General features: G+C 49.0%; 18 protein-coding genes. 7 read left to right on the plus strand and 11 right to left on the minus strand.

What is annotated here, in order from left to right; genetic code table 11:
- Positions 1-5: 5 nt before the first annotated feature.
- Both JUF22_RS00795 and JUF22_RS00800 read right to left on the minus strand, forming a co-directional pair.
- Positions 6-1,403: a hypothetical protein gene (locus JUF22_RS00795; protein WP_203642441.1), complete on the minus strand. Its 1,398-nt coding sequence runs from the start codon at positions 1,401-1,403 to the stop codon at positions 6-8.
- Positions 1,396-5,010, minus strand: a complete 3,615-nt coding sequence (locus tag JUF22_RS00800; RefSeq protein WP_203642443.1) for a MucBP domain-containing protein — start codon at positions 5,008-5,010, stop codon at positions 1,396-1,398. Before JUF22_RS00800 ends, JUF22_RS00795 begins: the two co-directional genes overlap by 8 nt.
- Before the next feature lie 546 nt (positions 5,011-5,556).
- Here JUF22_RS00800 and JUF22_RS00805 point away from each other — a divergent pair.
- Positions 5,557-6,081, plus strand: coding sequence for a DUF1440 domain-containing protein (locus JUF22_RS00805; RefSeq protein WP_203642445.1), 525 nt, complete (start codon positions 5,557-5,559; stop codon positions 6,079-6,081).
- A gap of 406 nt (positions 6,082-6,487) precedes the next feature.
- On the opposite strand, the gene JUF22_RS00810 is transcribed toward JUF22_RS00805, so the two are convergent.
- Entirely contained in the window at positions 6,488-7,018 is a 531-nt protein-coding gene (locus JUF22_RS00810; protein ID WP_203637614.1) for a MarR family winged helix-turn-helix transcriptional regulator, read from the minus strand.
- A 255-nt stretch (positions 7,019-7,273) separates the two neighbouring features.
- On the opposite strand from JUF22_RS00810, the gene JUF22_RS00815 reads away from it, so the two are divergent.
- On the plus strand, positions 7,274-7,516 hold the full coding sequence (locus JUF22_RS00815; RefSeq protein WP_236000673.1) for a hypothetical protein: 243 nt from the start codon (positions 7,274-7,276) through the stop codon (positions 7,514-7,516).
- Positions 7,517-7,848: 332 nt separating this feature from the next.
- On the opposite strand, the gene JUF22_RS00820 is transcribed toward JUF22_RS00815, so the two are convergent.
- The 3 genes from JUF22_RS00820 to JUF22_RS00830 all read right to left on the minus strand — a co-directional run bounded on the left by JUF22_RS00820 (position 7,849) and on the right by JUF22_RS00830 (position 11,174).
- Positions 7,849-9,321: a DUF4097 family beta strand repeat-containing protein gene (locus JUF22_RS00820; protein ID WP_203642447.1), complete on the minus strand. Its 1,473-nt coding sequence runs from the start codon at positions 9,319-9,321 to the stop codon at positions 7,849-7,851.
- A gap of 2 nt (positions 9,322-9,323) precedes the next feature.
- The gene (locus JUF22_RS00825; RefSeq protein WP_203642449.1) at positions 9,324-9,677 is read right to left on the minus strand and encodes a PadR family transcriptional regulator; all 354 of its coding nucleotides are present in this window, start codon (positions 9,675-9,677) and stop codon (positions 9,324-9,326) included.
- A 1,104-nt stretch (positions 9,678-10,781) separates the two neighbouring features.
- Positions 10,782-11,174, minus strand: coding sequence for a cytidine deaminase (locus JUF22_RS00830; RefSeq protein WP_125764372.1), 393 nt, complete (start codon positions 11,172-11,174; stop codon positions 10,782-10,784).
- Between the two features lie 282 nt (positions 11,175-11,456).
- On the opposite strand from JUF22_RS00830, the gene lepB reads away from it, so the two are divergent.
- Positions 11,457-12,041 (plus strand): signal peptidase I, encoded by a 585-nt coding sequence (gene lepB, locus JUF22_RS00835; RefSeq protein ID WP_203637618.1) that lies wholly within the window; start codon positions 11,457-11,459, stop codon positions 12,039-12,041.
- A gap of 168 nt (positions 12,042-12,209) precedes the next feature.
- On the opposite strand, the gene JUF22_RS13880 is transcribed toward lepB, so the two are convergent.
- The 5 genes from JUF22_RS13880 to JUF22_RS00860 form a co-directional block, all read right to left on the minus strand.
- A complete protein-coding gene (locus tag JUF22_RS13880; protein ID WP_373306098.1) occupies positions 12,210-12,488 on the minus strand; it encodes a type II toxin-antitoxin system mRNA interferase toxin, RelE/StbE family in 279 nt (92 codons plus the stop codon).
- Entirely contained in the window at positions 12,489-12,761 is a 273-nt protein-coding gene (locus JUF22_RS00845) for a type II toxin-antitoxin system RelB/DinJ family antitoxin (RefSeq protein ID WP_203642452.1), read from the minus strand. It abuts the gene before it with no gap.
- Positions 12,762-13,152: 391 nt separating this feature from the next.
- Positions 13,153-14,847: an oleate hydratase gene (locus JUF22_RS00850; protein ID WP_203642453.1), complete on the minus strand. Its 1,695-nt coding sequence runs from the start codon at positions 14,845-14,847 to the stop codon at positions 13,153-13,155.
- Between the two features lie 841 nt (positions 14,848-15,688).
- Positions 15,689-16,435: a hypothetical protein gene (locus tag JUF22_RS00855; RefSeq protein WP_203642454.1), complete on the minus strand. Its 747-nt coding sequence runs from the start codon at positions 16,433-16,435 to the stop codon at positions 15,689-15,691.
- Between the two features lie 633 nt (positions 16,436-17,068).
- Positions 17,069-19,012, minus strand: a complete 1,944-nt coding sequence (locus JUF22_RS00860) for an acyltransferase family protein (protein WP_203642455.1) — start codon at positions 19,010-19,012, stop codon at positions 17,069-17,071.
- Positions 19,013-19,984: 972 nt separating this feature from the next.
- Here JUF22_RS00860 and add point away from each other — a divergent pair.
- From add to JUF22_RS00880, 4 genes are all read left to right on the plus strand, one after another.
- Positions 19,985-21,022, plus strand: coding sequence for an adenosine deaminase (gene add, locus JUF22_RS00865; RefSeq protein WP_203642456.1), 1,038 nt, complete (start codon positions 19,985-19,987; stop codon positions 21,020-21,022).
- A gap of 457 nt (positions 21,023-21,479) precedes the next feature.
- Positions 21,480-22,304: a phage integrase N-terminal SAM-like domain-containing protein gene (locus JUF22_RS00870; protein WP_203642457.1), complete on the plus strand. Its 825-nt coding sequence runs from the start codon at positions 21,480-21,482 to the stop codon at positions 22,302-22,304.
- A 64-nt stretch (positions 22,305-22,368) separates the two neighbouring features.
- Positions 22,369-23,223, plus strand: coding sequence for a polysaccharide deacetylase family protein (locus JUF22_RS00875; RefSeq protein ID WP_203642459.1), 855 nt, complete (start codon positions 22,369-22,371; stop codon positions 23,221-23,223).
- Positions 23,224-24,002: 779 nt separating this feature from the next.
- Positions 24,003-24,536, plus strand: coding sequence for a L,D-transpeptidase (locus JUF22_RS00880; protein ID WP_203642461.1), 534 nt, complete (start codon positions 24,003-24,005; stop codon positions 24,534-24,536).
- Positions 24,537-24,700: the final 164 nt, after the last annotated feature.

Genomic DNA, 24,700 nt, shown 5'->3' on the forward strand with positions numbered 1-24,700 from the left:
AATATCTACCTCACTTTGCCAACCGATTTTACTGCTTCGGCATACCTATTCATGATAAGATAACCGTCTCCATCACTAGTAATTCCCATCCCTTCAGACTCACGATAGTATTGTCTGGTTAAAACTGTAAAGTGCATCGATTTTCTGGAAAACTTTTGATTAATTTTACTTAATGGTAACGACATAAATGCACTGTCATAGATAAAGAACAGTCTGTTTCCTTTTTTTCGATAAGATAATCCTTGACTCACTGACCCAATCGAGTTTGAAATCTGATGGACAGCAGATATCTTAACTGAATGAGAAGACAATCTACCACGATAGACTTGCACCTTTTTTCCCATTTGGTTTGCATATTTTGACTCATGCTTATTTGGCTTAACGATTGCTAAGCGTTTCCTTTTCTTCAACTTATTTCTGCCCAATAATTTTGCAAAATAAAAATTCCCATTTTTATCAAACGTTAAATCTCTAATTTGTAAATAACCAGCATTTTTATCCTGGAATGGCCAACGGAATTTCACTCCCCAAATTTGATGCCACGCTTTTTTCTTGATACGAATATAGAACTTCCAACGCTTAACTGGCTTTAATTTATTTAATCCAATCCGCTGCATAGTAACCAGGTGCTTCTTACCCGTATCCTTTTTCAACCAATATGCTGCATTATATAGATACTTGTCATATGGATTATACGCAAAGCTCTGCCCATGCCCAGCTTTAAAGCGGGGCCCAATTGTCACCGATCTATAGATTTTATAGTTGGTAGGGGTCAACTTGTCCTTTGCCTTATTTCTAAGATGCTTCTTCTTAGATTTACTTGCAGAGGTCGTATACATATACTTACGACTCTTTACAAGTGCCCGCACAATCTTATCGTGTTTGCCCTTCTTATTCACGTACTTGTTCAAAGTATGTAGGTTATACTTTAAAATATGGCCATATCTATGATTTGTATTCTTACCACTCCTTCTATTTGTTACTAAAATATACATTTTAGCTTTAGAATTTTTGCCGATAATTGCAACCCCTTGTACTTCAGAGTTCTTCTTTAAAATTCCAGTCTTATAATATTTCATTTTTTTAGGCTTACCATCAGCTAAGAAGGCGAAACGTTTAAATTCATAGTGTTTACCCTTCTCACTAATAATGATTCTTTTCCCATTGTACGTCTTATTCTTACCTGATAACTTTTCACGCTGGTATTCTCTCTTGTTGGCACGGGGTCTATACCAAATCTTAGTGATACTTTCTGTATTCACCTTTTTGGTCTTTCCTGCTCCTATATCTTCTGTTGCATAAACTGTTGGCCTTGCCTTAGCAAACGCATCTACATCCAAGGGTAATATTAACATGAGACTCAATCCCGAAATCAGTACCTTCTGATAAAATTTGTTAATCATTCTTCTTTCCTCCTAACACCTCAGCAATTCCAGCCATCCAGGCCAATAACAACCCAAATACCCCTAAAACTGACAAACTCTCACCAGAAATATTACCAGTCTGCGGAAGTACAGTCACATGTCTAACCTGCTTTGTTTTCGCCCCTGATTGCGTTTTAGCTACTTCACTTGACTGCTGACCTAGCCCATCTTTGGCGTCTGCCGTATACGGTAAGATTACTCGTCCATTACTATCATACTTATGGGCTGACAGGCTGTGTTCCATCAACCAATCTGTTTGTTTCCCAGCTGATAATCTTGCAAAATTAGTTGGAATTTCCGCCTTGGAGCGTAATTGGTAAACTGTTCTACCAGTTCGTTGGCCATCCTTATCGTAGTCCACAACTTGAAATTCACCGTTCTTCATTCGGCTTAACGTTTGTGTGCCCATGACTTTTCCACTATTTGCCGAACTTGCTTCGGGCTCATCATCATACTCTTGCCCACGATACTGTCCATACGTCAAAGTCTTCATGTTGGTAATCTGGTTACGTTTTACCACAGCTACCGTTGTGCTCTTCAAAGTACCCATCGTCGTGAGTTTTTGGACATACAACTTGCCATTGCCCCGCTTATCGGTTACCAGCAATTCACTGGTTAAAGCACCGTAGGCATTACTTTTAAACATCCAGTGAGCTGCTCCAGTTTTAATCTTCGCTGCCTTTGTTAGTTGAGAACCGGCTTTGCTATAAACAATTTTCCCTTTAGCATTACGAATAATAATTTTTATTTTTTGCGGATCGGTACTGTCATAACTACTGGTATAGCCATTAGGCCACTTTTGAACGGCCTGCTGGAAACCGTACTCACTATTCAAGGAATAGGTACTGGTGCTCAGCCCTTTAATGGCACTCTTAGTATCAACGTACTGACCCACGCGAGTTCCCTTGGCACTGATCACTGCTCTATCAGCCACCGGCAATCTTGCACTGTTCAAATGGGCAATCGTGATCTCACCAGACTTCGAGACTGATACACGGATTTTTTCGCCAGTATTACTGGTGATTGTCACTGACTTGCCCTTAGTTACACTCGCTTGCTTGCGGAAAGTACTAACATCCACATCATCATCCAAAGTACCAACCAAATACCTACCACCTGACTGAATCAACACAGTTGTATTATCTTCATTAACATCCGGGTGAATCTGCATAACACCAATAAGCTTATCAAGCCCATTAAAAACTGGAATTGTCTCTGAACCATCATATCCCTCATAGTCTTGATTCCAGGCCTGTTTGTAATGCAACGTAATCGTTTGATTCTCCGAATAGGTCCCCGTAAGTAACGACTTCGCACCCGAATAGATTTCACTCCACTGCGGCACGTCTAAGACTGACAACTGGTAAGGATCGTTGTACAAGCCTTGAATCGTACGAGTAAGGCCTAATTCCTTATCCAAGTTGTTTTCGTAATTATCAATGTCATGAATTTTAATTGTGATGGTTTTGGCCTGGTAATGGAAAATAATTGCGGCATTGTTCTCCGCATAGGTTCCCGTCGCATTTTCGACAGACTTCAAGTCATAGCCGGTCAAATCACGCTTCAAATTGTTGGCGTCATAGCTAGTATCCAAGCGTCCCGTGAGGCTCGTTGCGGGTGAAATTTCTTTACCTCTTTGATCAACGTATTTGACCGGAATCGAGACCGTTAGTGGTGCATACTCATAAATCGCTGCCTGGCTTTCATCAGTAAAGGTTCCACTAGTCCGAATCTGACCAACTAATCGGTAATTATCCAGCGTCTGGGCACTCGTCGTATAGCTCGATCCATAGATGACTCGTTGCCGTTGGTCGGGAGCGACCGACGTGGTAGTTCCCTGAACGTAATAATGGGTCACCAAATAATGTTTCTTATCAACCAATGTCGTCACTGAATTAGACGCCTTGGTATCGCCGTCAATCGTGGTTGCCATATTAAAGCTCAGTTGTTGCACGCTATCGGTTTGTGGCACGCTCATATTCAATTGAATCGTGTACCGGTGACCATAAAAATCGCCACTCTGTAAGTAATCTGCGTTAACGGTGGCTTTAAAGGTTTGCCCGGTACTCTCATTGGTAAAGTGCTGGGTGACGTCATTACCGACCTCATCCAACACCTTGAAGCCGGTCACACTAGTATTTTTAGGCAAGGTGCCCGTGAGTGCCACGTTGCCATAATAAAATTGCGCCCACTCATCTGGAATGACCTGATTGATGTTGTATGTATAAGTAGATTCGCCATCCTTAACAGTATCCCGTAAGACAGTCGTTTCATCGCTGTCGCTGACGGTGATGGTTGGCGTAACCGTTGCCGTGGCTAACGGCTTTTGGGGAATGTAATTAACGCCCCACGCCGTCAACTTGGTTGGTACCGTGCCATCAGTCCCATCACTGTACCGGAACGTTAAGGAACTTTGATTGGTATAAGTAAAGGTCAACATTGAGTATTGCCCATCAGAAGGTGTATTCCCCGAATCTGGTGAGACGATGGTCACGTAGCCATCATTCTCCGTATACCGTAGCCAGTTATCATTTTGACCGCTCATTGGGTCATCGCCTTTGGGGATATAGAGGTTATCGATACCGGCCCATTGACTATCCGTAACGCTAACCGTTTGATTACCATCGATATCGGTCAAGGTCATTAAGCCCGTAACGTTCTCTGGATTGCCTGAATCACTACGGACAAACTCGTAGGTCACATCGCCCCAACCGGCACCCCGGAAGTTTGAGTAGATCATCGTGGTATAGGTCTCCACGTAAGCCGGATCCGTTTGATCCAAACGACCCCAGTCAGTATAGAGAATGTTCATGTCCATACTGTTGCCAGCGGCGTCAAACCCGATATTGGTGTATTTAAAGCCCACTTGACCCTTGGTCGCATTGACTAGGTCTGCGGCAATCGTATTCTTCTTAGTTACGGCCTTTTCAGTTCCAATCACTGAAACCGCTGTCGTTCCACTCCCGTTGAATTTAGGAATGAAGGCGTACTTGCCATCAAGTTTTTGGGTGCCATCGGGAACCACGGCCTTGGGATTGTCCGTAATGGGTGTGGCACTAGCATAATCTGTTTGCGTAGTCGTATCATTAGCTGGTTTTGAGGTGTCAGTTGGTGTGTCTGTATCGGTCGGTGTATCCGTATCAGCCGGCGCTGGTGCATCAGCAGCCACTGGTGCCTCTCTGGCTAATTGCTTTTTGTCGGCTGGAACTGGCGCTTCGGATGTTGAATCATCTGCGTCTGTCTTGGAGTCCACGGTAACAGGCTTTTGCGGCTGAACAGCTGCGACTGGCTTCTCTGCTGATTGGGCAGGTGCTTTAGACACAACTGCTGTATCGACATTGGATTTGCCCAACGAGACCGTGGCTGGTTGCGTCGCGGGTGTTTCACCCACCGTTTGTGTATCGTCTACCTTAGGTGTAGATGCATTAACCGCGGCATCATCAGTCGTTGACGCTTTAGCTGGAACCAGGCCCAGACTAAGGCCTAAGAGAATCGTACCGGCCAGCAGACCGTAGTTTAGCGACTTTGTACATTTTTTTACCTGAACATTGTTTTTAGTGTCCATGACTTTGTTTCCTGACTGCATAAGTCAGTCCCCCTACTATTTGGTGAAGCCTATCTTTCTGATTTTTTAATTGATAAAATCCTTGAATGTTTACTTAACTTAACTATGGAATCGATTCGCACAGGTGAAGAACTATGGTGTAAAGTCGTGATTGTTATGTAATTCACATATATATCCACATGAATCCCATGTATCGTTCAAATGCCATGACATCACACTTTTCACTCAACATTCATTATCAATTAAAAAGTTGAAAGATAAACTCGAACTGCTTCTTATAATGCGCCTCCCCTAAACTAAAAGCAAGCTTAAATGTCAAAAATGTTTTAAAAGACGACCATTTGCATGGCTAATCCATGACTAACTATGTAATTCACCGATACAATAACTGACGTTCTATATTTAAATAATTTTGCGGATACACATTATCCATTCTGGCTAAAATCTGTGTTTCTCCGTCACCCCCTAAATTGTCTATTCCAAAATCCACAAACAAATCAGCCACAATCCTATCCCCGAAAGGCTATAATTTAGATCGTAGCAATTATTCCGAAGGAGGAATCTTCCATGTCTCTTTTTAAACGTCATCCATTGAATCTCCGCGCAGCCGTCATCGCTGGTGGTGCGGCCGGGATTGTTTCCGGCTTAGTTAAGCTCGGCTGGGAAAACGTCCTGCCACCCCGCACCGAGGAACGCAACGCCACCAACCCACCCCAGCGTTTGCTGGAACAATTTGGCATCCCTGCTAAGGTGACGCACGCCACCTACACCTACTCCGGCCAACAATTGCCGTGGGTCAGCTACGTGATTCATTTTGGCTTCTCGACCACGTTTGCCGTACTTTACCAAATCATCGGTGAGAAGATTCCGGCCGTGGAAAAGGACGCTGGCACCTGGTTTGGCCTCGCCATCTGGGTTGCCTTCCACCTCGGTATCATGCCAGCCATGGGTACCGTGCCCGCCGCTGAGGACCAGCCTACGGAAGAGCACGTGTCCGAATCGCTGGGCCACATCGTGTGGATGGTCACGAATGATCTGGTGGGCGCGGAGGTCTACCGCCGTCTAACCCGCGAGAGCCAACGCCGTAACTAAACGTCAGCTATGCCGGGGATTCCGGCTGCGGCAGGTCAAGGATTTCGACGCTGGTGGGGCAGCCCTGAAGCCTGCGGGACGGTCTTCAGGGCACCAGGTCTCATCCTTGCCTGCCTCCGCCTCCATCCCCTACACTGGCGTTTATTTACCGTGTGGTTTCTAGTTTCTATTACTAGTTATGTATTAAAACCGTCATACTGGTTCAGTTAGCACTTACCTATCCTTTGATTCCTGTGACCACTCCTGCTAACTGAACCTTTTTTTGCCACAATCATTTACCAACAACCCACATTTCAACAACAAAAAACGGTGTGACCGAGAAATTTCTCAAGGTCACACCGTTTTTAATTTTACGCAGTCGAAAGGACGTGGAATGCCCACGTCTTTTCAACAGTTTACTTATTTACTAGTGATTCGTGTGACTCCGGTTGGAGTTCCGGCGCTTGTCGTGCAGGCTGTCGAAACCGACAAAACCAGCAGCGACGGCCCGTTCGTTGGCTTGGTGAAGCACGCGAATGAAGCGTTCGGCTTCGTCCTTGCCACCGAAAAATTCTAACCAACGGTGGAACCGTTCGTCAGTGGCTTGGGAGAGGTTGCGTTGAACCCGGCTCCCGGCAGCCGTCAAGGTAATGTACTTCACCCGACGGTCGTTAGGATCAACCTTTTGCATCACGTAGTTTTCTTTCAACAAAACGTTGACCTGGCGAGCAATGGCACTCTTGGAGACGCCTTCTAATTTAGCGAGTTCAACCAACGTCTGGCCGTTCTTGCTTCGGGCGACATTGTCCATGACCATGAACGCTTCGAAGGTGAGGTTATACTTCTGCGTAGGGATGGAGACAAAGTCACCAATATATTTGAAAATGTGCATGTAAAGATCGTCAAATTCTTTTTTCAGTTCAGCTTCGGTTACAGCCTCATTAGTCGATTCTGTCATTATCAGTCCATTACTCCTTCTAGTCCAGCGCCAGGCGCTGTCATTTATGTCCTTTGATTGCGCACAGCTACGGGTCTTAATTCTAGCTGATGAAATTCCGCCCGTCACCGGTCAGCTTTTCCCAAATGGACAACCCTCCGTACATTTTACCATGAAATTAAGTTATCCAGTAATATTTAAAAATCGGGTTTCAAAAAGCGAACGGATGTTCTATAATGAAATTAATCTTATTTCATCAAGGACGTGATGATTATCATGCAACGTGTTAGCCAGCCAATTAAGCACCTACTCCAACTAGCCTATCAAAACAATCAAGTGACCACGCTAATATTCAATAACGTTACGTATACGGGAACCGTCGACTACGTTTCAGCTTCCACCGTTTACCTCGGTTTAGCTGCGGGCCATTCGCGGGAAATTCCCTTGACCGGAATCAGCCAAGTGCGATTACACCAATTACAATCTTGGTGGCATCTCTACGAGGGCTCTCGTCAGTAACTTCTTCTAGTATCGCCTCTCCCCAGCAAAAAATAAACCCCTTTTTGCTAAATTGTTGGCTTTTTCTTTACAATTTAAAGAAAACGCTGTCTTCATTTAATCCGTCTGGCTTTTTCGGCAATCCGCAAATTCCGAAAAAACCCCTTTTAAGTTAGTCCTAGTCTACCTAGATTATAAACCCTCACGGCCTAAAAGAATGACCACAGTTTAAGTGAACTGGTAACAATTAGAAAGTTACATAGATTGATTAATTGAGTGGCCTAAACCAATTGCCCTAAAAAATCCGTGCACAGTCAATTAGATTGACTATCCACGGATTTTTTTAAGGCATTCTAACTTAACCGAATACTACCAGAGCTGGCCTGAATGGTCACGCGGTGTTCGGCGTTCTCCCCCACAGTCCCAATCTTGTGGTGGTGGTCATCGAGGCTTAATTTCGCCTCTTCTGGCACCTTCACGCTGGCGCTCCAGTTCTTCGCGTCAAATTGATAGTCCGTCAGTAACGGCATCTGCAAGGTGGCACTGCCGCTACCACTCTCAACGGACACGTCGCTGGTCAACCCCGTCAGTTGCAAATTCACGCTGCCGTTGCCGGTACTGAAGATGCCCCCACCGTTTACGTTCCGACCGCGAATGGCGCCGTTGGCCGTAGCCGCGTGCACTTGCCCGGTGACGCCATCCAGCTTGATGGCGCCATTGTGACTCCGCAGGTCGGCGTTCCCGACATGGTCGGAGAGCCGGACCGCGCCGTTGCTGGATTCAATCCGCACGTCCCCGGCACCCTCACGCACCGTGACGCTCCCGTTCTTGCTAAATAAATCGGTGGCGGCCGTCACCTGATCGAGCCGCACGGAACCGTTGGTCGAGTGCATTTTCAACTGCTTCAAGTGGTCGTCGAACGCCCGCACACTGCCGTTCGTGGCGTGCGCATCGACGGCTAAGTCGGCCCGCAAGTCGCTGATTTCCAAGCTACCGTTCCCGGCGTGAACCGTGACCTTACCCGCTAAGCTAGTCGGCAGGAAGATTTCAGTCCGGGCGTGAAGCGGCCACAGCCGCGGCCGGTCGCCCTGCTTGATGGCCAACAGCTTACCGTGCCGGGCTGCTCGCAGGTAGTAGCGGCTGTTGTCGCGGCTCATGTACTCGTTGACCACAATTTTGTCGGCGCTGGCCGGCCCTAATTTGATGGCGGCATCGCGGTAGTTAATGTCGAGTTCATTGATGTCATCGATGGCAAATGATTGCGTGTTGACTAACCGCAGAGATTCCACATAGGTCCGCCGGGGCCGCTCGCCGTTAATTTTCACGTCGTCACCGTTCACGTCAACCAGGCCATCGGCCACCGTGACGTGGTCGCCATCGACCTGAACCAATTTGCCAAAATCAACCTTGTCGTTGTCCCCGTCGACCAGCACGTGGTCGCCCCAGGTCACCTTATCGCCGTGAATCTGGAGCTTACCAATTTGGACGCGGGATTCGTCACCGGTGTTGTCGATGTGAATGGTCTCATCATCGTTGTCTTGATCAGAACCGGATGCGGTCGTGTCGTCACGTTCCGTGGTGTCGGCATTTTCAGTGGTGCTGTCATCGCCAGCCACTTCCTTGAGCAGCGTGTCGATGTCGCCCAGTTGATCCATAGCCTCGTCGATGGCGCTGGTGGTGTCCTGGCCCTGATTGACTTTGTCCGTCACCGCTTCAGTCAGGTCGCCGACCAATTCCTCTTTCAACTCAGTCAGTGCGCGTGATGGTTGGTATTGGCTGAATAGTTGGTCCAGCCGGGTGCGAATTTCCATTGTGATATCGTCCATGCTTAGTCTTCCTCCTCAGTAATCTTGCCCGTGATCAGATCATCAATAATTGGCTTGGCCACGCGCCAGGCCGCCGTGTTCGCCTGCAATAATTCCGTGCCGACTGCCGTGATGTGATAGTACTTGCGTCGCGACCCCTGCGACTCATCGCCCCAGTAATCCGTCAACGCGCCGTTCTTTTTTAACCGTCGAAAGACCGTGTACAGCGTGGCTTCGTTCAACTCGTAATGACCATCACTCAGCGCCTTCACCTGCTTAGCCACCTGATAGCCGTAACTATCCCCCTGTTGCAGGATGTTTAAAATAATCGTATCCGTATGGCCCCGGATTAAATCTTTGGAAATAACCTCAGCCATGCTGCCACTTCCTTTTCTGTTTTGATGAGACTACTGTATCACGTACTACTGTGTGTGTCAAAGTAATTTATCTGAAATAGTAAAATTGGTTTAGTGCAGGTTGTGTGGGAGTGGCCGCCTGCGGCTTCCAGGACTGCGCCTGCTGTGGGGTCGGTTCCCGCCAAAGTTCAGGCTCCCACCTCAACTTTTAGCCTTGAAACCCACAAGTCTAAAAGGTTGCCCCAGGCTGTAAGCCGGCTGAGAAACGCCGACTAACACCCTCGACACAGCTGGCTCCGTCCTGGCTTCCTCCGGCTCAGGTTGTGCGTTGAATTTTACGATTTCAGCTAATTCGCTTTAGGTTTGGGGTTGGAGCTTAGTTTCGCCTCCGGGAGGGTGAAAATGAAGCGGAACGCGGTGATATTCGTTCCCGGCGGCGGGCTCAAAGTGCCCTGCTGTGGGGCCGGTTCCAGCCTGAGAATCGGGCTTCCACCTTGCCTTGAAACCTCGCTGAAATTCGCGAGTTTCCAAGGTCATCCCATGCTCTAAGTAGAGAAGTTCACTCTACTAAGACCATCGACACAGCTGGTCGCTTTGGCCCACCTCTGGTCACTGACATCCCCTAGCACGGCTCATTTTTACTATTCCTGCGGCTAACACTGGTTTAACCCACACCAAATCCATAGCCACCTTCCCACTCCACGACAAAAAACGCTCAGCAAGTTTCTACTGAGCGTCACATTCTAAGTATTCAAAAATTTAACTAGCCTAACAAACCTAACAATCTGCGGTCGCTCATTAGACGCAAGTGATCACGCCCTCAACACCAACAATGAATGGTGTCGTCCCTAGTCGTAGGAAAATTGAAAAGGACAAAACCAAGCTCCTTGAATCAATCGTAAATGGCCACATACGTGTTAGCGACCAGAGGCGGGTCAAGGTTCCCGGCTGTGTCGATGCTCTAAGCTGAGGTTTCTCACTCAGCTTAGAGCATGGGACAACCTTTGAGACCGCACTTCAGGCTCAAAGGTGAGGTGGAAGCCCGCCCTTCGGCTGGAACCGGCCCCATAGCAGGGCACCTTGAACCCGACGCCGGGAGCGAACTTCGGATGGACCAATTTATGGTTAGTTCAAGTCGACGAAGGCACCGGGGAGGATGCCCTCAACCGTGGTCTCCGTGAAAGCACCCTTCTGGTTGGTCAGGTAGATTGGCGCATCGGCATCAAAGAATTCAGAAATGACCTGGCGGCAGATGCCACAAGGGGCAATTGGACCGTCCGTGTTCCCGGTCACCAGCAAAGCCGTGAAGTGTTTTTCACCCGCAGCGATACCGGAGAAGATTGCCGTCCGTTCGGCACAGTTGGTGGCACCGTACGAAGCGTTTTCGATGTTACAGCCACCGTAGATCTTGCCGCTGGCACCGACCGCTGCTGCACCTACGTGGAAATGTGAGTATGGGGTGTACGCCTTGTCGAGCATGTCAGTTGCGACTTTTAACAATTCTTGTTTATCAGCCATGATGAATCCTCCTTCGTTAATAAAACGGTTTACGTCCTTATTGTTACATATTTTCACTGGAAACGCTACCATTTGAACGAAGTTTCTTGGGGTTTACTTAATTTTTTCCTAAACGGCCACCTAAACGGGCTAACGTGGGGGTCCACTATGCTAGAATTGACCACAGATATCCGTAACTTGAATTTAGCGGTCGCCGTGGGTGGTGGTCATCCTGCCTGCCCCAGAATCACCGATAACTGGTGATTAGCCCCTAATCCTAATTAACCAAGGAGAAATAACTTCATGAAAGTGTTACGCAGTGTTTTTAGTTGGATCATCCCCATTTTAGTGGCGCTCGTCTTAGTAGTGCTGGTGCGGACCTTCCTGTTTGAGGTCGTCAAAGTTTCTGGGGACTCCATGGAGCCCAACCTCGTCGACCAGGAGCGGATGGTCGTGGTCAAGCCGCTTAAGTTAAAACGCCTCAGCGTGATTGTCTTCGACGCTTACGGCGAGGATCCCGCTGCGGCCAAGAACACCAACTACGTCAAACGCGTGATTGGCCTACCCGGCGACAAGGTCGTCAGTCAAAATGGCTACATTTATGTGAATAATAAAAAAATCAATCAGTCCTTCATCAACCAGAATGAGCGGACCACGGGGACCGGCGATTGGACGCTGAGTTCCCTGGCACAAAAGGGCAACTGGACCTACAAGGGCAACCGCGTGCCTAAGGGTCACTACTTCGTCTTGGGTGACCACCGCAGCGTCTCCGAGGACGGTCGGGCCTGGGGCTACGTCAGTGCCAACAAGGTCATGGGCGTGGTCAAAGTACCGTTCTGGCAAGGAACCACAGAACATCGAACCAATGTGAATAGCTTGGCGAGTTAATCCCGTCGATAAAAAATGACAGCCACAATCAGAGATGATTGGGCTGCCATTTTTATTTGGCCTGCTACGGTATTTAGTCTTAAAAATATCACAACAGAAACGATTCTCAACTTAGTCATACAGAATTAAAAGCTAACAACGAGATTATCTATAGGTACTGAGTCCTTCTTATCTTAGAATATCATGATTTCCCGTATTCACTAAGAGCAAAACCAATTGATTTGTACCAATTATTTGATAAAGTAGCAACCAATTTCGCTCTAAATGTAATTCATAGATACCCATTTTGTCACCCTTTAGTAAGTGACAATTAAACTGTCGGACAAGCGTTTCATTATCGCCGTGCTTAATTAGCTCAATGACCTCTATCAACTTGGCCTTATCATAATGTTTCTTGACTAATTTTTTCAAACTCTTCTTAAACGTCCGCGTGACCCTGACCTGCATTTAATCCTCCTGCTCATTTAAATATTTGTAGAAGTCCTTTTCCGAATCAAATGTCGTCACATCACCATTTTTAACGTCATCCAGCGCTTGTTTTAGAGCAGATGGGTGTTTAGCTGGTCGGAAGGGAAGTGCCTGCTCACGAACAGTCTGCGCCAAAAACATGTTAATCGCCGTTCCTAAATCAAGGCCCAAGTCGTCCAAAATAGACTGAGCAGCCTCTTTTCTATCGTGATCAACTCGAATACTGATTCGATCCTTTTCCATATTTTTCATTATTCCCACCTCGTTTTTGCCATTATAGCACCGATATGTGCCTCTATGGTAAACATTTGGCTTGAATGGCTTTAAAAGACTTGCGATATCCCCAAATTGCAAACCGTTCCCCCTTAGTAAAATCTGTCATTTTCACTGATTACCCCTATAAGCTCAAAAAATTACACTTCAAGAATTTAGGTCCACTTTCTTCTCCCCTCTTTCTTAGCATAGCAAAGCCAGCTTTTTTCAAAAGAGAACGCCCGTTTATTTTTTAAATTCCCAACAAAAAAGGAGCCAACCAAGCAGGTCGGTTCCTTCATTTCAGGGTAAGGGCGTCGTGCCCACAGCATAAGTGACGGCCGTCGCAAGGAGGACTGCACCACTTAACCGGCCCTTACCCGTGAGTGTTTTAGCTAAACATTCTTCTCGTCGCCTTCAGCAACGTCTTCGGATCCTTGTCATACCGTGGCGTGTCGACTAAGTTATCCATCGAAATGCCCGTGAAGTGGTATGCAGCAATTTCACCCGAACGAACGGCGCTTTGTTCCGTGAAGATCATTTGGTAAGGCTGTTCCGCAAATTCACCCGTGAAGGCCAAGTTCGTGGAATGTGCCGGAATGACTTCTGGCCGGTCGGTCTTAGCCCGGTTGTTGAACAGGGCTGAGGCGTATGGCATGTAGACTGGAATGTTGTTGATGATGCTGTCCATGATTTCTGGTTCCTTACTCTTGATGTTAACGGGACCAGGGTCGACCTTGGACAGTTGCCCAATCAATTCTTGGGCCATTTCCTTACCAGTCATCTTGATGTACTGCTTGTGGACGAATTCACCCGTCCGACGTGGGTACAGGAAGTAGCCCCAGATAACGGATTCGTTTGGCTTCTGGGTCGTAAAGTGCGGCTGGTGGTGAACCACGATGGACATGTTAATATCCTTTTGGCCCAGTGGCGTGATTGGTGTCGTGGACAGGAAGGAGTTCAGCGCGTTCCCAGGAACTTGCGTGGTGATCCGAGTAATTTCATTCAACAGCAGGTGGTTCTTCGTGGTCAACGTGAAGCTGACCCATTCGGAATTCTTCCGGTCGTTAAAGAACTTGTCTGGCGTCCCCAGATTGTAGAAGCGTTCCGTGGCTTTCTTCCAGAGAGCGGCACTGATGCCGTATTCCATGTTTTCCCGGGCTGGCGTGTCGTAGTCCCCCATGGTGGCGGAGTCGGTGATGGACCCGTTAGTAAAGATAACGGCGGTGTCATCATCGATGTCGACTAAGTCTTCGCTGTCCGTTTCCAAATTCTTGATGTGTAAGCCGGTAACCGTGATTTCGTCTTGTAAGGCACTGTCCGCAAACTCCCAGTCCGTGACGATACGGTTATCAATAAAGGTCACGCCTTGATCTTTCAAGTAGTTGATCAATGGCAGCATGATACTTTCAAATTGGTTGTAACGGGTCCGGTTGACCCCAACCAGGTGTTCAATTTGCGTGAATTCATAAATCATTTGGTGCATGTAACGCCGTAATTCTTGAACGGAACTTTCAATTCTAAAGGCGAAAGTCGTTTCCCACATGTACCAGAAATTGGTTTGGAACATATGTGGATCGTCCTTAAAGTATTCAGCAATCGTAATATTGTCTAATTTAGTTTCTTCTTCATCTGGCATTAAGACTAACTTGGAGAGCAAGACCCGGTCCTTGTTGTTCAGGCCCAGCTTGCCGCCGTCGATGATGCCCTTGCCGCCCTGCAACAGACGGGCCTTGTCGTAGGTCTGGTGATGGGAATCAAAGTCGTGGGTATCTTCAGCGGCCGTCATCCCGTCCTCAGTAGCGGAAGGAATCCGGTCCAGTAAGTCCATCAAATCAACGTAAGTCCGGTAATTCAGCATCCGGCCACCACGGGCAACGTACCCCGTTTGGTTGTCTAGAGGATGGTTTTTGTTCCAGTATTCATCATTGAATTCACTGGTCGTGCCGCCATCGTTGGCCCCATGCATATCGACCCCGTAGAACGTAATTTGCTTGCCGCTCCAATGGGCCTCTTGAATCAGGTAAACCGCTGCGGCCATGTTCCCTAAACCTGCACCGATCATTACTGCTTTTGTCTTTACCATCAAAAACACCTCCGTAGATTCATGTGCCTTTTACGACTCCATTATGCTTGCTTTGTCATGCATTGTAAAGCGTTTACTTTGAAAATTAGCCATTTCTAAGAAACGCTAGGAAAGCTTAATCTAACGGCAATTGCAACAGGTCGTGTTACAATTTTTTGATGAAATTGGACGGTCCAATCTTGATTGCCGGCTTATCTAAATAATTAGATGCGGGTTAAACTAGTTTCGTTCATTCGCCTCCAGGACGGTGAAAATAAGCCGGGGCGCTGTGGGCGCACGTCCGGAGCCAAAGAGCGGTCTCCGAACTTACTTTGAGCCGCTAAGAACCGCGTCTCAAAGATATCAGTTCCCTAAGCGGCTCCGCCACCAAGGGAACTCCCACGGCTAAGCTCATTTTCACCGTCCCTGCGGCTCACACTGGTTTAACCCGCAACTACCCATAGCAGTCGAATTGGGCGCCGTTTGCTCAACAGTTTTTTGTCTGATTCCAGGCAGACTAACCGTGATGATTAGCTGGATGTAATCAATCTGGCTACCCTTGATCTAACAGTAACCGTTAATTTTCTACGGTTTTTTTACAAAAAAAATAACCTTCCCAAACACTTAGCTCTGCGGCGGAAGGTTATCTTTATCGTTTGTCGCTAGCCACTGTTTTGCAACCGAAGCCAGGGAGGGTGGTCGTGCTGATACGCGGCGGCCCTTTTTGATTGGCTTAAGTCTACCATGATGCTGCCCAAATAGCACGGCGGACCCTTTACAAATTTTGTTATACTGGCTGGCCGCATAAAAATGGCGTGGGACCGCATTCCCGCGCCATTTTAAAACCTACTGAGGTCTTTCCTTAGTCAGCCGCCATGAACTTGCCAGCAGTCAACGCAGAAGCCTTAACCCAGCCTTCCTTGGTGATGTACAGGTAGGCCACGTTCTTCTTGTTTTGCTTGATGGTGATCTTCTTCGTTGCGTAGAAGGTCTTGCTGTTTGGTAAAACGCCCTTCTTCGTTAAAGTTACTTTGGCTTTGTCAGCAGCGAATTTGCCGCTAAAGACAACCGGGTCACCTGACTTGAAGTGATAAGCGGCCTTCTTCAGGTTCGTTGCCTTCACCAGCGTGTAGGTCTTGCCGGCAATCTTGTCAGCAGCCTTGGCCACCTTCTTACCATCTGCGGCCATAAACTTGCCCGCGGTCAGTTTAGAAAGGGCCACCCAGCCTTTGACCTTGCCATTAGCGCTCTTGATGTAAGCGTAAGTGACGTTCTTGGCCTTGGCCGTCTTAGTTGCCTTGGTTTTTACCACGATCTTCTTGGTTGCGTAGTAAGTGGTGCTGCCAGCTAAGGTCCCCTTCTTAGCCATGGTGACCTTGGCTTTGTCGGCCGCAAACGCTGCGCTATACAGTGCTGGCTTGCCACTCTTCACGTGGAAGGCCGCCTTCTTGATGGCTTTGCTGCTTACTAACGTCAACGTCGTCTTCTTCGCAGCTGCCTTAGTAGCCGCAAAGGCCGTCGTTTCAGCTTGGGTGGGTGCGATGGCGCCTAACCCTAAAGGTAATACCATCGCAGCTGCCGCAGCAATCATTGCAACTTTCTTCATCATAACAATTCCCCCCGTAGATTATATGGTGAATCCATCCCTGAATTCACTAGGTATCATATCACGCACGGAAAAATGTGACCGGGATAATCTCCTAAAAACGACTGAAAAACTGTAAAAATCTGACCCCAACGGTAAATTAAACCAACTAACGTTAAGGGGCTAAAAGGTGGCGGAAATTAAAGACGCTAAATCTCTGTTAAACCGGTATTTGGTGATTGATGAAGCCCCATCATTTCCCAGCAAGTTCACTGTTTTTTGACAACGCGATTGTCCTGAAAGCGAACCCAGTTCACCTCACACACTGCACAAAATTTCAGTGAAAGCTGACCAAAACAAAACAGGACGTTCACCCAAGAAAGCGGGTAAAACGTCCTGTCGTAAAAGTCATTTTATATTTAAGAGTTCAAAACCAACGTCCAGTTCAAGCTCACTAGCCCCAAACCAGTCTCAGCCGTGAGGGCGGTAAAAATGAGCCCAGCCGTGGGATTTACGATGCGCTAGCAGCGTAAATGGTGTCTTTGAGACTCGCTTCTTGAGGCTCAAAGCAAGTTCAGAGACCGCCCTTTGGCTCTGGGCGTCCTGCCCACCGCGTTCCGGTCTCATTTTTACCGCCCGGTAAGGCGCCGCCAGAGACTATTTGGCGTTAGTGACCTTGGTGATGGTCTTGGCGATGAGGGAGGTGTAGTAGCGATTCCCATGGTCGTTCGGGTGCACGTGGTCGCTAACGAACCAACTACTGTGGTTCTGCGCCGTCGTGTACCAGTCGATCACGTGAACGTTCTTGTACTTGTCCGCCGTCTTGTTGATCCGATTGTTCACGGAATTTTGCCATTCACGCGTTGGCACGTGGGCCGTGACCCAGAAAATCTGGCGATTCGGGCCAATGGCGTGGACAATTTGATCAGCCTGCGCTGGCGTCACGTATCCGTTCGTCCCGATGTTGACCAGCACGTTCTTCGCAAGCTGACCCCGTTGCGATAAGCTGCTAATGATGCCTGGCATGGCATCAGCCTGACGACCCACGGCCCCGTCGACGATAGCGCCTGGGAAGACCTTTTGCAGGTCACCGGAGTCATCCAGTAAGACGGAGTCCCCGACCGCCGTCAATGGCGTTTGCTTACTGGTCATCAACTCATCGGCCGTTAAGAAGTAATACTTCGCCGTCTTCTGGTTGGCCTTGGACATCTTGGAGAACGCCACAGCCTTTTCGTGCTTACGTTTGGAAGCCGCCTTGGCTAAGGCCTTCTGCTTCTTGGCGGCCGCCTCGTTCTTCTTCTTAGCTGCGGCAGACCGTTGCGTAATCGTCTGTTGCAGGGCCGTTGGCTTGGCTGCGGCGGGTTGTTGGACAAAGCCGACCGCCGTTAAGCCAAATAACAAGGCCGCGACAACGCCCAAACTGTTGACCAGCCGGTGCGCACGAGGTTGTTGCAGGTAAGTCGCCACGTCATTGGTGATTTGCCCGTAGTGGTAGTGCCGCATAGGATTTTCGATCCAGCGGTAACTGAGCTCGGTGACCAGCATGATCAGGGCCACTTCAATCAGTGAGTTTAACAACGGATGATTCCCAATATTAATCCGTGATTCGTAGAAAATCATCACGGGAAATTGATACAGGTAAATCCCATAGCTTCGTTGGCCAATGTAGCTGAAGGCGCGGTTGGTCAGGACCCGGTTTAAATCACTCCCGGGATGGGCCACTGTGCCGACCAGGATGCCGGACAGCACTGTGAACCAGAACATGCCGCCCCGGTACGTGCTGGCCGCTTGGCCGTTCATGGTAAAGAACATGTAAATTAAAGTCAGTAAGGACAGGCCCCCGGCCACATCTAAAATGACCCGATGGGCGGTCGTCACATTTTCATTAAGCTTGTGCGCTGGCCATAGGAAGGCCATGGCGGTCCCGACCAGAATCGCAAACATCCGCGTGTCCGTCCCGTAGTAAACCCGATTGGTGTTGGCGGGATCATACAGCACAGCCATTGCGATTGCCGAACAGATGGCAATGCCAAACAGAATAGCGGCTGCCCGTGCCCGTTTACGCAGGAACCAGAGGAGTCCCAGCACAACGAACGGCCAGATTAAATAGAACTGCCCTTCAATAGACAGCGACCACAAATGGGTGAACGGCGACTCGCCACTGAACCGGTCAAAGTAGGACTGACCGTGTTTAATTTCAAACCAGTTATACCCGTAGATCATGTTGGTCAACACGGTTCCCCGAATGTTGGCCAACAGACTCCGCTGGAACAACGTGATATACGCCGTAGTTCCCAGTAACATCGTGACCAACGCGGGATACAGCCGTTTTAGCCGGCGCCCGTAAAAGCCTAAAATATCAATGCTGTGGGTTGAATCCCATTCTTGAATCAGTAAATAAGTAATTAAATAGCCAGAAACTACGAAGAAGATAGGAACCCCTAAGTAGCCCCCTTGTAGCGTCGATGGCGCCAGGTGATAGATGATGACCCCCAAAACGGCTAGTGTCCGAATCCCATCAAATCCGGTTATGTAACGCCGCTTGCCCGCGCGCCGGTTGCGGATGAGCTCCCGCGTAAGCCGCGTGTAAGATTGATCCATTTTAATTGCTCCTTCTCTTTTGAAACCAGTAACTGCTAAGACTGGTCATACTCCCCCGAATGGTGGTACGCCAAGTTGTTTAAGTTGCCAATGTTATTTATGATATTGATTTGTTTTATGGTGATTCACTTGCCAACCAAACTAATAGCTGTCCAAGACGACCTAATCAGCGGCCAAAGTCGCGCCAAATTAGTCTTTTTAATTAAACTAATCATATAATGTTTACCCCGCGGAAACAATGGTTTTGCGCCATTTAAAAAAAATGTAAAATTTGACATCTTAATCGGCATTTTTACGGGTAAAGTTGCTTGCACGAAACCTGTCAACTAAGCTGCAAGAATCGCAAACCAAGAGTTCTTAAAACAGTTGGGTAAGCCTAAATATTAGCACGAAACCCGATAAATAGCACCCCTTAATCGTTCAGCGGGGAGGTCGGCTCAGCCCCCAAGCCAACGGTCACGGGAACCCAAGCCACCGTCCACTCGCAAAAAAATATTTTGGCTGATGCAAGCCTTAATTAGGTCAGCGAAGCAACTGCCTCAGGACGTGCGCAAGCAGCCGCCAAATACTGACGAATTTCTAAAATAAAACCACCCTCACCACCATGAATCAGGCAGATTTGTCCTGGTAGTTAAACGCTTACATGGTATACTGGAAGGAAGCTATTGGCTGAAATTTTATTTGATCATGACTAAAACAATCAGCCACCCACCATCTGGGCTAAACCAGTGTTAGCCGTGAGGGCGGAAAAAATGAGTCTAGCCGTGGGATTTACGGTGCGCTAGCAGCGTAAATGGCGACTTTGAAACGCGGTCTTAGCGGTTCAAAGCGAGTCCAGAGACCGCCCTTTGGCTCTGGGCGTCCTGCCCACAGCGTTCCGATCTCATTTTTTCCGCCCGGTAAGGCGCCAACCAACGCCAAGTCTAGCCCAGAATGGCGTAGCACGCTACATATTGAAGGAGGAGTTCAGCAATGTCCCACGTCAAACCTTTTACTAAAGAAAATGTCCAACAGTACCCCAAGGTTGAATTGCACTGCCACCTCGATGGCTCACTCTCTCTGGCCGCCCTGCGGAAGATGGCTGCCGTCACTGGGGCCGAGCTGCCCGCCGACGATGCCGCGCTTTACGATTTAACCACGGCACCCCTAGAAACGGACAGCCTCATCCAATACCTGAAACGATTCCAAATTGTGACCGACCTGATGCAGACGCCGGAACAACTGAAGATTGCCGGCTACGATATGGTCGAAACGGCCGCTAAAGATGGTCTCATCTACTTAGAAGCCCGGTTCGCCCCACAAATCTGTACGGCTAAGGGCCTCTCCGTTGAAGAAGTCATCGCGGCCTTGCTGGACGGCTTACATGCCGGCACCAAACACTTTGGCATCCCCGTCAACGCCATCGTCTGCGCCATGCGTGATCGCCCACTGGACGAATGCATCGACGTGTTCCAGACGGCAGCGAAATTCAAGGACCAGGGGGTGGTCGGCTTAGACTTTGCCGGCGATGAATTCAACCACCCAGCTTTGGAAATTGCGCCCGCAGTCGAGGCCGGTCTCAAAACGGGCTTGCCATTCACGCTGCACGCTGGCGAAGCCGGTCCTGTGGACAACGTGGCGGTCTCCCTGACGTTAGGTGCCAAGCGTATCGGCCACGGCGTGCACATGAGCGGTTTCCCTGCCACCATCGAACAAGCCAAACGCGCGGGCGCCACGATTGAAATGTGCCCATCCAGCAACGTGCAGACCAAGGCCATCGACGGCTACGAAAACTTCCCACTGGCAGAGTTCCTCAGTGCCGGTCTGAAGGTCACGCTAAACACCGACGACCGAACCGTCTCCGATGTCACGCTAACAAGTGAAATCATGAAGATGCACGACCAATTCGGCCTGAACTGGTCCCTACTGGAACGGCTCACGCTAAACGCCATCGACGGCGCCTTCATCCCCGAAGACCAAAAGGAACAGCTCCGTGCCAAGGTCCGGGCGGCAGAAACTGTCACGGCTTAGACATTAATGACATGAAATAATTAGGGCACACTGGTTAATTCTAGCGTGCCCTTTCTATTGGTCCCAAAGCGCCCGACTACAGGTATTCAGCCGCTAAATGGTATACTTAAGTTAACGTAATTATTTTTTAGCGAACTTACAGTAATTTTTTTGCCAGCAGAAGGATTTTAACCACCCAACCACCAACACACCTGCCACCCACGACCACATCTTTTAAAATTAACGTGGCTGTGAGTGACCAGAGGCGGGCCAAACCGGCCAGCTGTGTCGGTGGTCTTGGCTGACGTTCTGTGCCAGCCTAGCCCACGGGACAACCTTTGAGACCGCTCCTCAGGCTCAAAGTTGAGGCGGAAGCCCGACCTTTGGCTGGAGCCGACCCCATAGCAGGCCGGTTTGAGCCCGCCGCCGGGAACGCAATCACAAAACCATTTATTTTTAAAGAAAGTGAGGCGGTTGGATGCCGCAAGAATACCCCTACCAAGATGCCTTCAACCGGTTACTAACCGACCGGGCCATGGCCGAAGCCACGCGCGACGAGTACACGACCACGTTGAAGGATTTCTTCCATTACTTAGAGAACTTCAACCCAACTTATCAGAAGACCCACCGCGTGCGTGATCTCCAAACGCAAGACGTCGAGCAGTACCTCAGCATGTTGCTCACCGCCCGTCAAATTCAGAACCAGACCTATAACAAGGTGTTGTCGCACCTGAACATCTATTTCAAATTTTTGTTCTCGCACCGCTGGACACCCTACCTGCCAACACTCGACCTTAAAAGCAAGCCCAAACAGGCACCGCAACCGATCAATTATCGCTGGGTCGACGACCTGACCGACTACCTCGCCGATGAGCGGCTCCACATTTATACGCGCCTGACCCTCCTGCTGGTGTCGCAAGGCTATCCCGTGCAAAGTTTTCTCAAGCCTGGTGTGACGGAAAAAATCGATACCCACGACTGGCCAGCTACCGTCCAGCCCTTTCTCAAAACCTTCCGGGACTTCATCGACCCGCTCCAACAGCGGTTTCTTTGCGATGACTGGTTTCTCAAGCAACGGGCCGCGGCCGACCCCCATTTGACGTTGCCCGGCCTCCACAAGTATTTAAAGCCGGACGAAGCGGTCATTGGCTTTGCCCTCAGCCCCACCGTCCTCTATCAAGGTTACTTAGTTAACTATCTCCGGCGCCACCCGCAAAAGACCGACAGAGAGGTCACCGCGGCGTTGAACCTGCCACCGGATTCCATCGATTATTACCGGCGATTGAGCCAACGTGCTGATTAGCCCAAGATTTTTTCATTAAAATATTTATAATAGAGGTAAGACTAGATTTTTGGGGGAATCACAAATGAAAAAGAAATGGTGGCTCTTGGGGAGCTGTCTGGCGCTAGTGGCCGTAATTTTGGGGACGGTCACGCTCACCCAGTTTCGCAAGACGAACGTTCAAACGGCTCCGGCGACGCATAATCGGGTGCCCCAGGAAGATGTTTCCGCAACCGAGGTCACGGTAAAAAAGCCCGAGCCCTGGATCACCCTCAAGCATCCCTTGAAGTTGCCGATTCTGATGTACCATAGCGTGGCGACCGGCAATCAGCTGCGGGTGCCCAAGAAACAGGTCGTGGCGGAGCTGACCTATTTGGAAAAGCACCACTATGAAACGCTGACCACGGCCCAGGCCATTCGCGCGTTGACCACGAATACCGTGCCACAGAAAAAAGTCGTCTGGATCACGCTGGACGACGCCTACAAGGACAATCAGAAAATTTTGCCGACGTTGAAAAAGTACCACCAACACGTGACCATCAATGCCATCACGGGCTTCACCCACAAGGCCAATCACCTGTCTCTAGCGCAAATGAAGGCGCTCAAGGCGACCGGCCGCGTGGACTTTGCCAGTCACACGGTCCAGCACCTGAACCTGAATAGTTTATCAGCCGCGCAACAACGCCAAGAGCTGGTAAATTCCAAACGCTGGCTCGACCACGAGCTCAATCAGGATACGCAAATGCTGTGCTACCCGGCTGGTCGGGCCAACAAGACCACGCATCGCTTGGCTAAACAGGCCGGCTATAAGCTCGCGTTGACCACCCAGGAGGGATTCGCCCAGATGTCTGAGGGCCGCTACAACCTGTCACGGCTGCGGATTGCGCCGGGCATGACGACGGCCACGTTTGCCGACCTGATTCAGGTCACGAACTCTTAAGGCAAACGGATGACTCATTTCGTTCCCGGCGGTGGGTTCAAAGCGCCCTGCTGTGGGGTCGGTTCCAGCCTGTGGAGCTGGCTTCCACCTCGACTTTGAGCCAAAATGCGGTCTCAAAGGTCGTCCCATGGGCTAAGCTGAGAAAAACCGCTCAGCTAAGACCATCGACACAGCCGGGCACTTTGGCCCACCTCTGGTCACTTACATGGATCACCCATTTTCCTAAGCGCTACGTTTCTTCCGAACGGGTTTTGACTATCCGCTCGAATGTTTGATGAAATGTAAGCGTACCCATTGTTAGTTTACTCGCTTCGGCGTACAATGAAGTTAGTTAAGACGTGCACAAGGAGGTCAACATTATGGGGAGCTTAGCCACATTATTAACCTGGTCCGCAATGATTGTTTTGATTGGTGCCGAAATTGTTCGGGGAATTTTCATGTTTAAAGGATAAATTAAACTGCTGTTAAGTCAAAAGGAAGAAGCCAAGTCGGCCTCTTCCTTTTTTGTGATCAACGCTAACTAACGTCAATCCTTATAACTTGCACTTGCGGTAGTGGCTCACCATTTTATCGCTTGCACTTGCGGCAGCAACTCTCCAATTTTAACTGTCTGTGGAATACCGAATCCGCGTGGCAAAGTAAAGCACCCTGATTCCTTACTACACCTGTCCCATCAGCCATTCAACTCAAAAATAGTTGGCAGCCTTTTTATTTTGTCGCGTTGACAGGTCTGGCGTCTCCTAATAGAATGATAATGTATTCTACAAGGAGGAATTCCATTGAAACAGGTAAAAATCATCATCACGACCCTCTTGGCCATCGTTAGTCTGCTGGGTAGCATTGGGGCCAACGCGGTCACTGCCACGGCCAGCACCACTCCCAGCTGGAAACAGCCATCCGAGAGCAAGGCCTACCCCAATTTAAAGAAATACAAGCACGCCTATCTTAAGGTCTCTATCGCCAAGCAACGCGTCTACGTGAAGACCAGTAAGCACCGGGTGCTCTACACCATGGTCTGCTCGACCGGGAAGAAATCATCCCCGACCCCGACCGGCACCTTTCACATTCAGAACCACGGCAAGCACTTCTACAACGCCAGCTCTAAGGAAGGCGCCAACTACTGGACGTCCTTCAAGGACTGGGGGACTTACCTGTTCCACTCCGTTCCCGTCAACGTGCACGGCAAGTACGTCGTCAGTGAGGCTCACAAGCTGGGCAAACGCGCAAGTCACGGCTGCGTGCGTCTGACCGTTGCCGATGCCCACTGGATCTACAGACATGTGCCTGCTGGGATGAAGGTTGTCATTCGCTAATAACCAAATCAAAAGAGTTTAGCCCACTTCACACTGGCTAAACTCTTTTATTTTTGAATTCTATTTTGCAACGACGTACGCACCTTTAACCGCATTATAATATGGTATACTGAACTTGTTCCGGTCTAAAAAGTACTGATAGGACCCGTTTGCGGCCCATCATC

This window comes from Levilactobacillus lanxiensis (genome assembly GCF_016861655.1).
Taxonomy (GTDB): Bacteria; Bacillota; Bacilli; order Lactobacillales; family Lactobacillaceae; genus Levilactobacillus; species Levilactobacillus lanxiensis.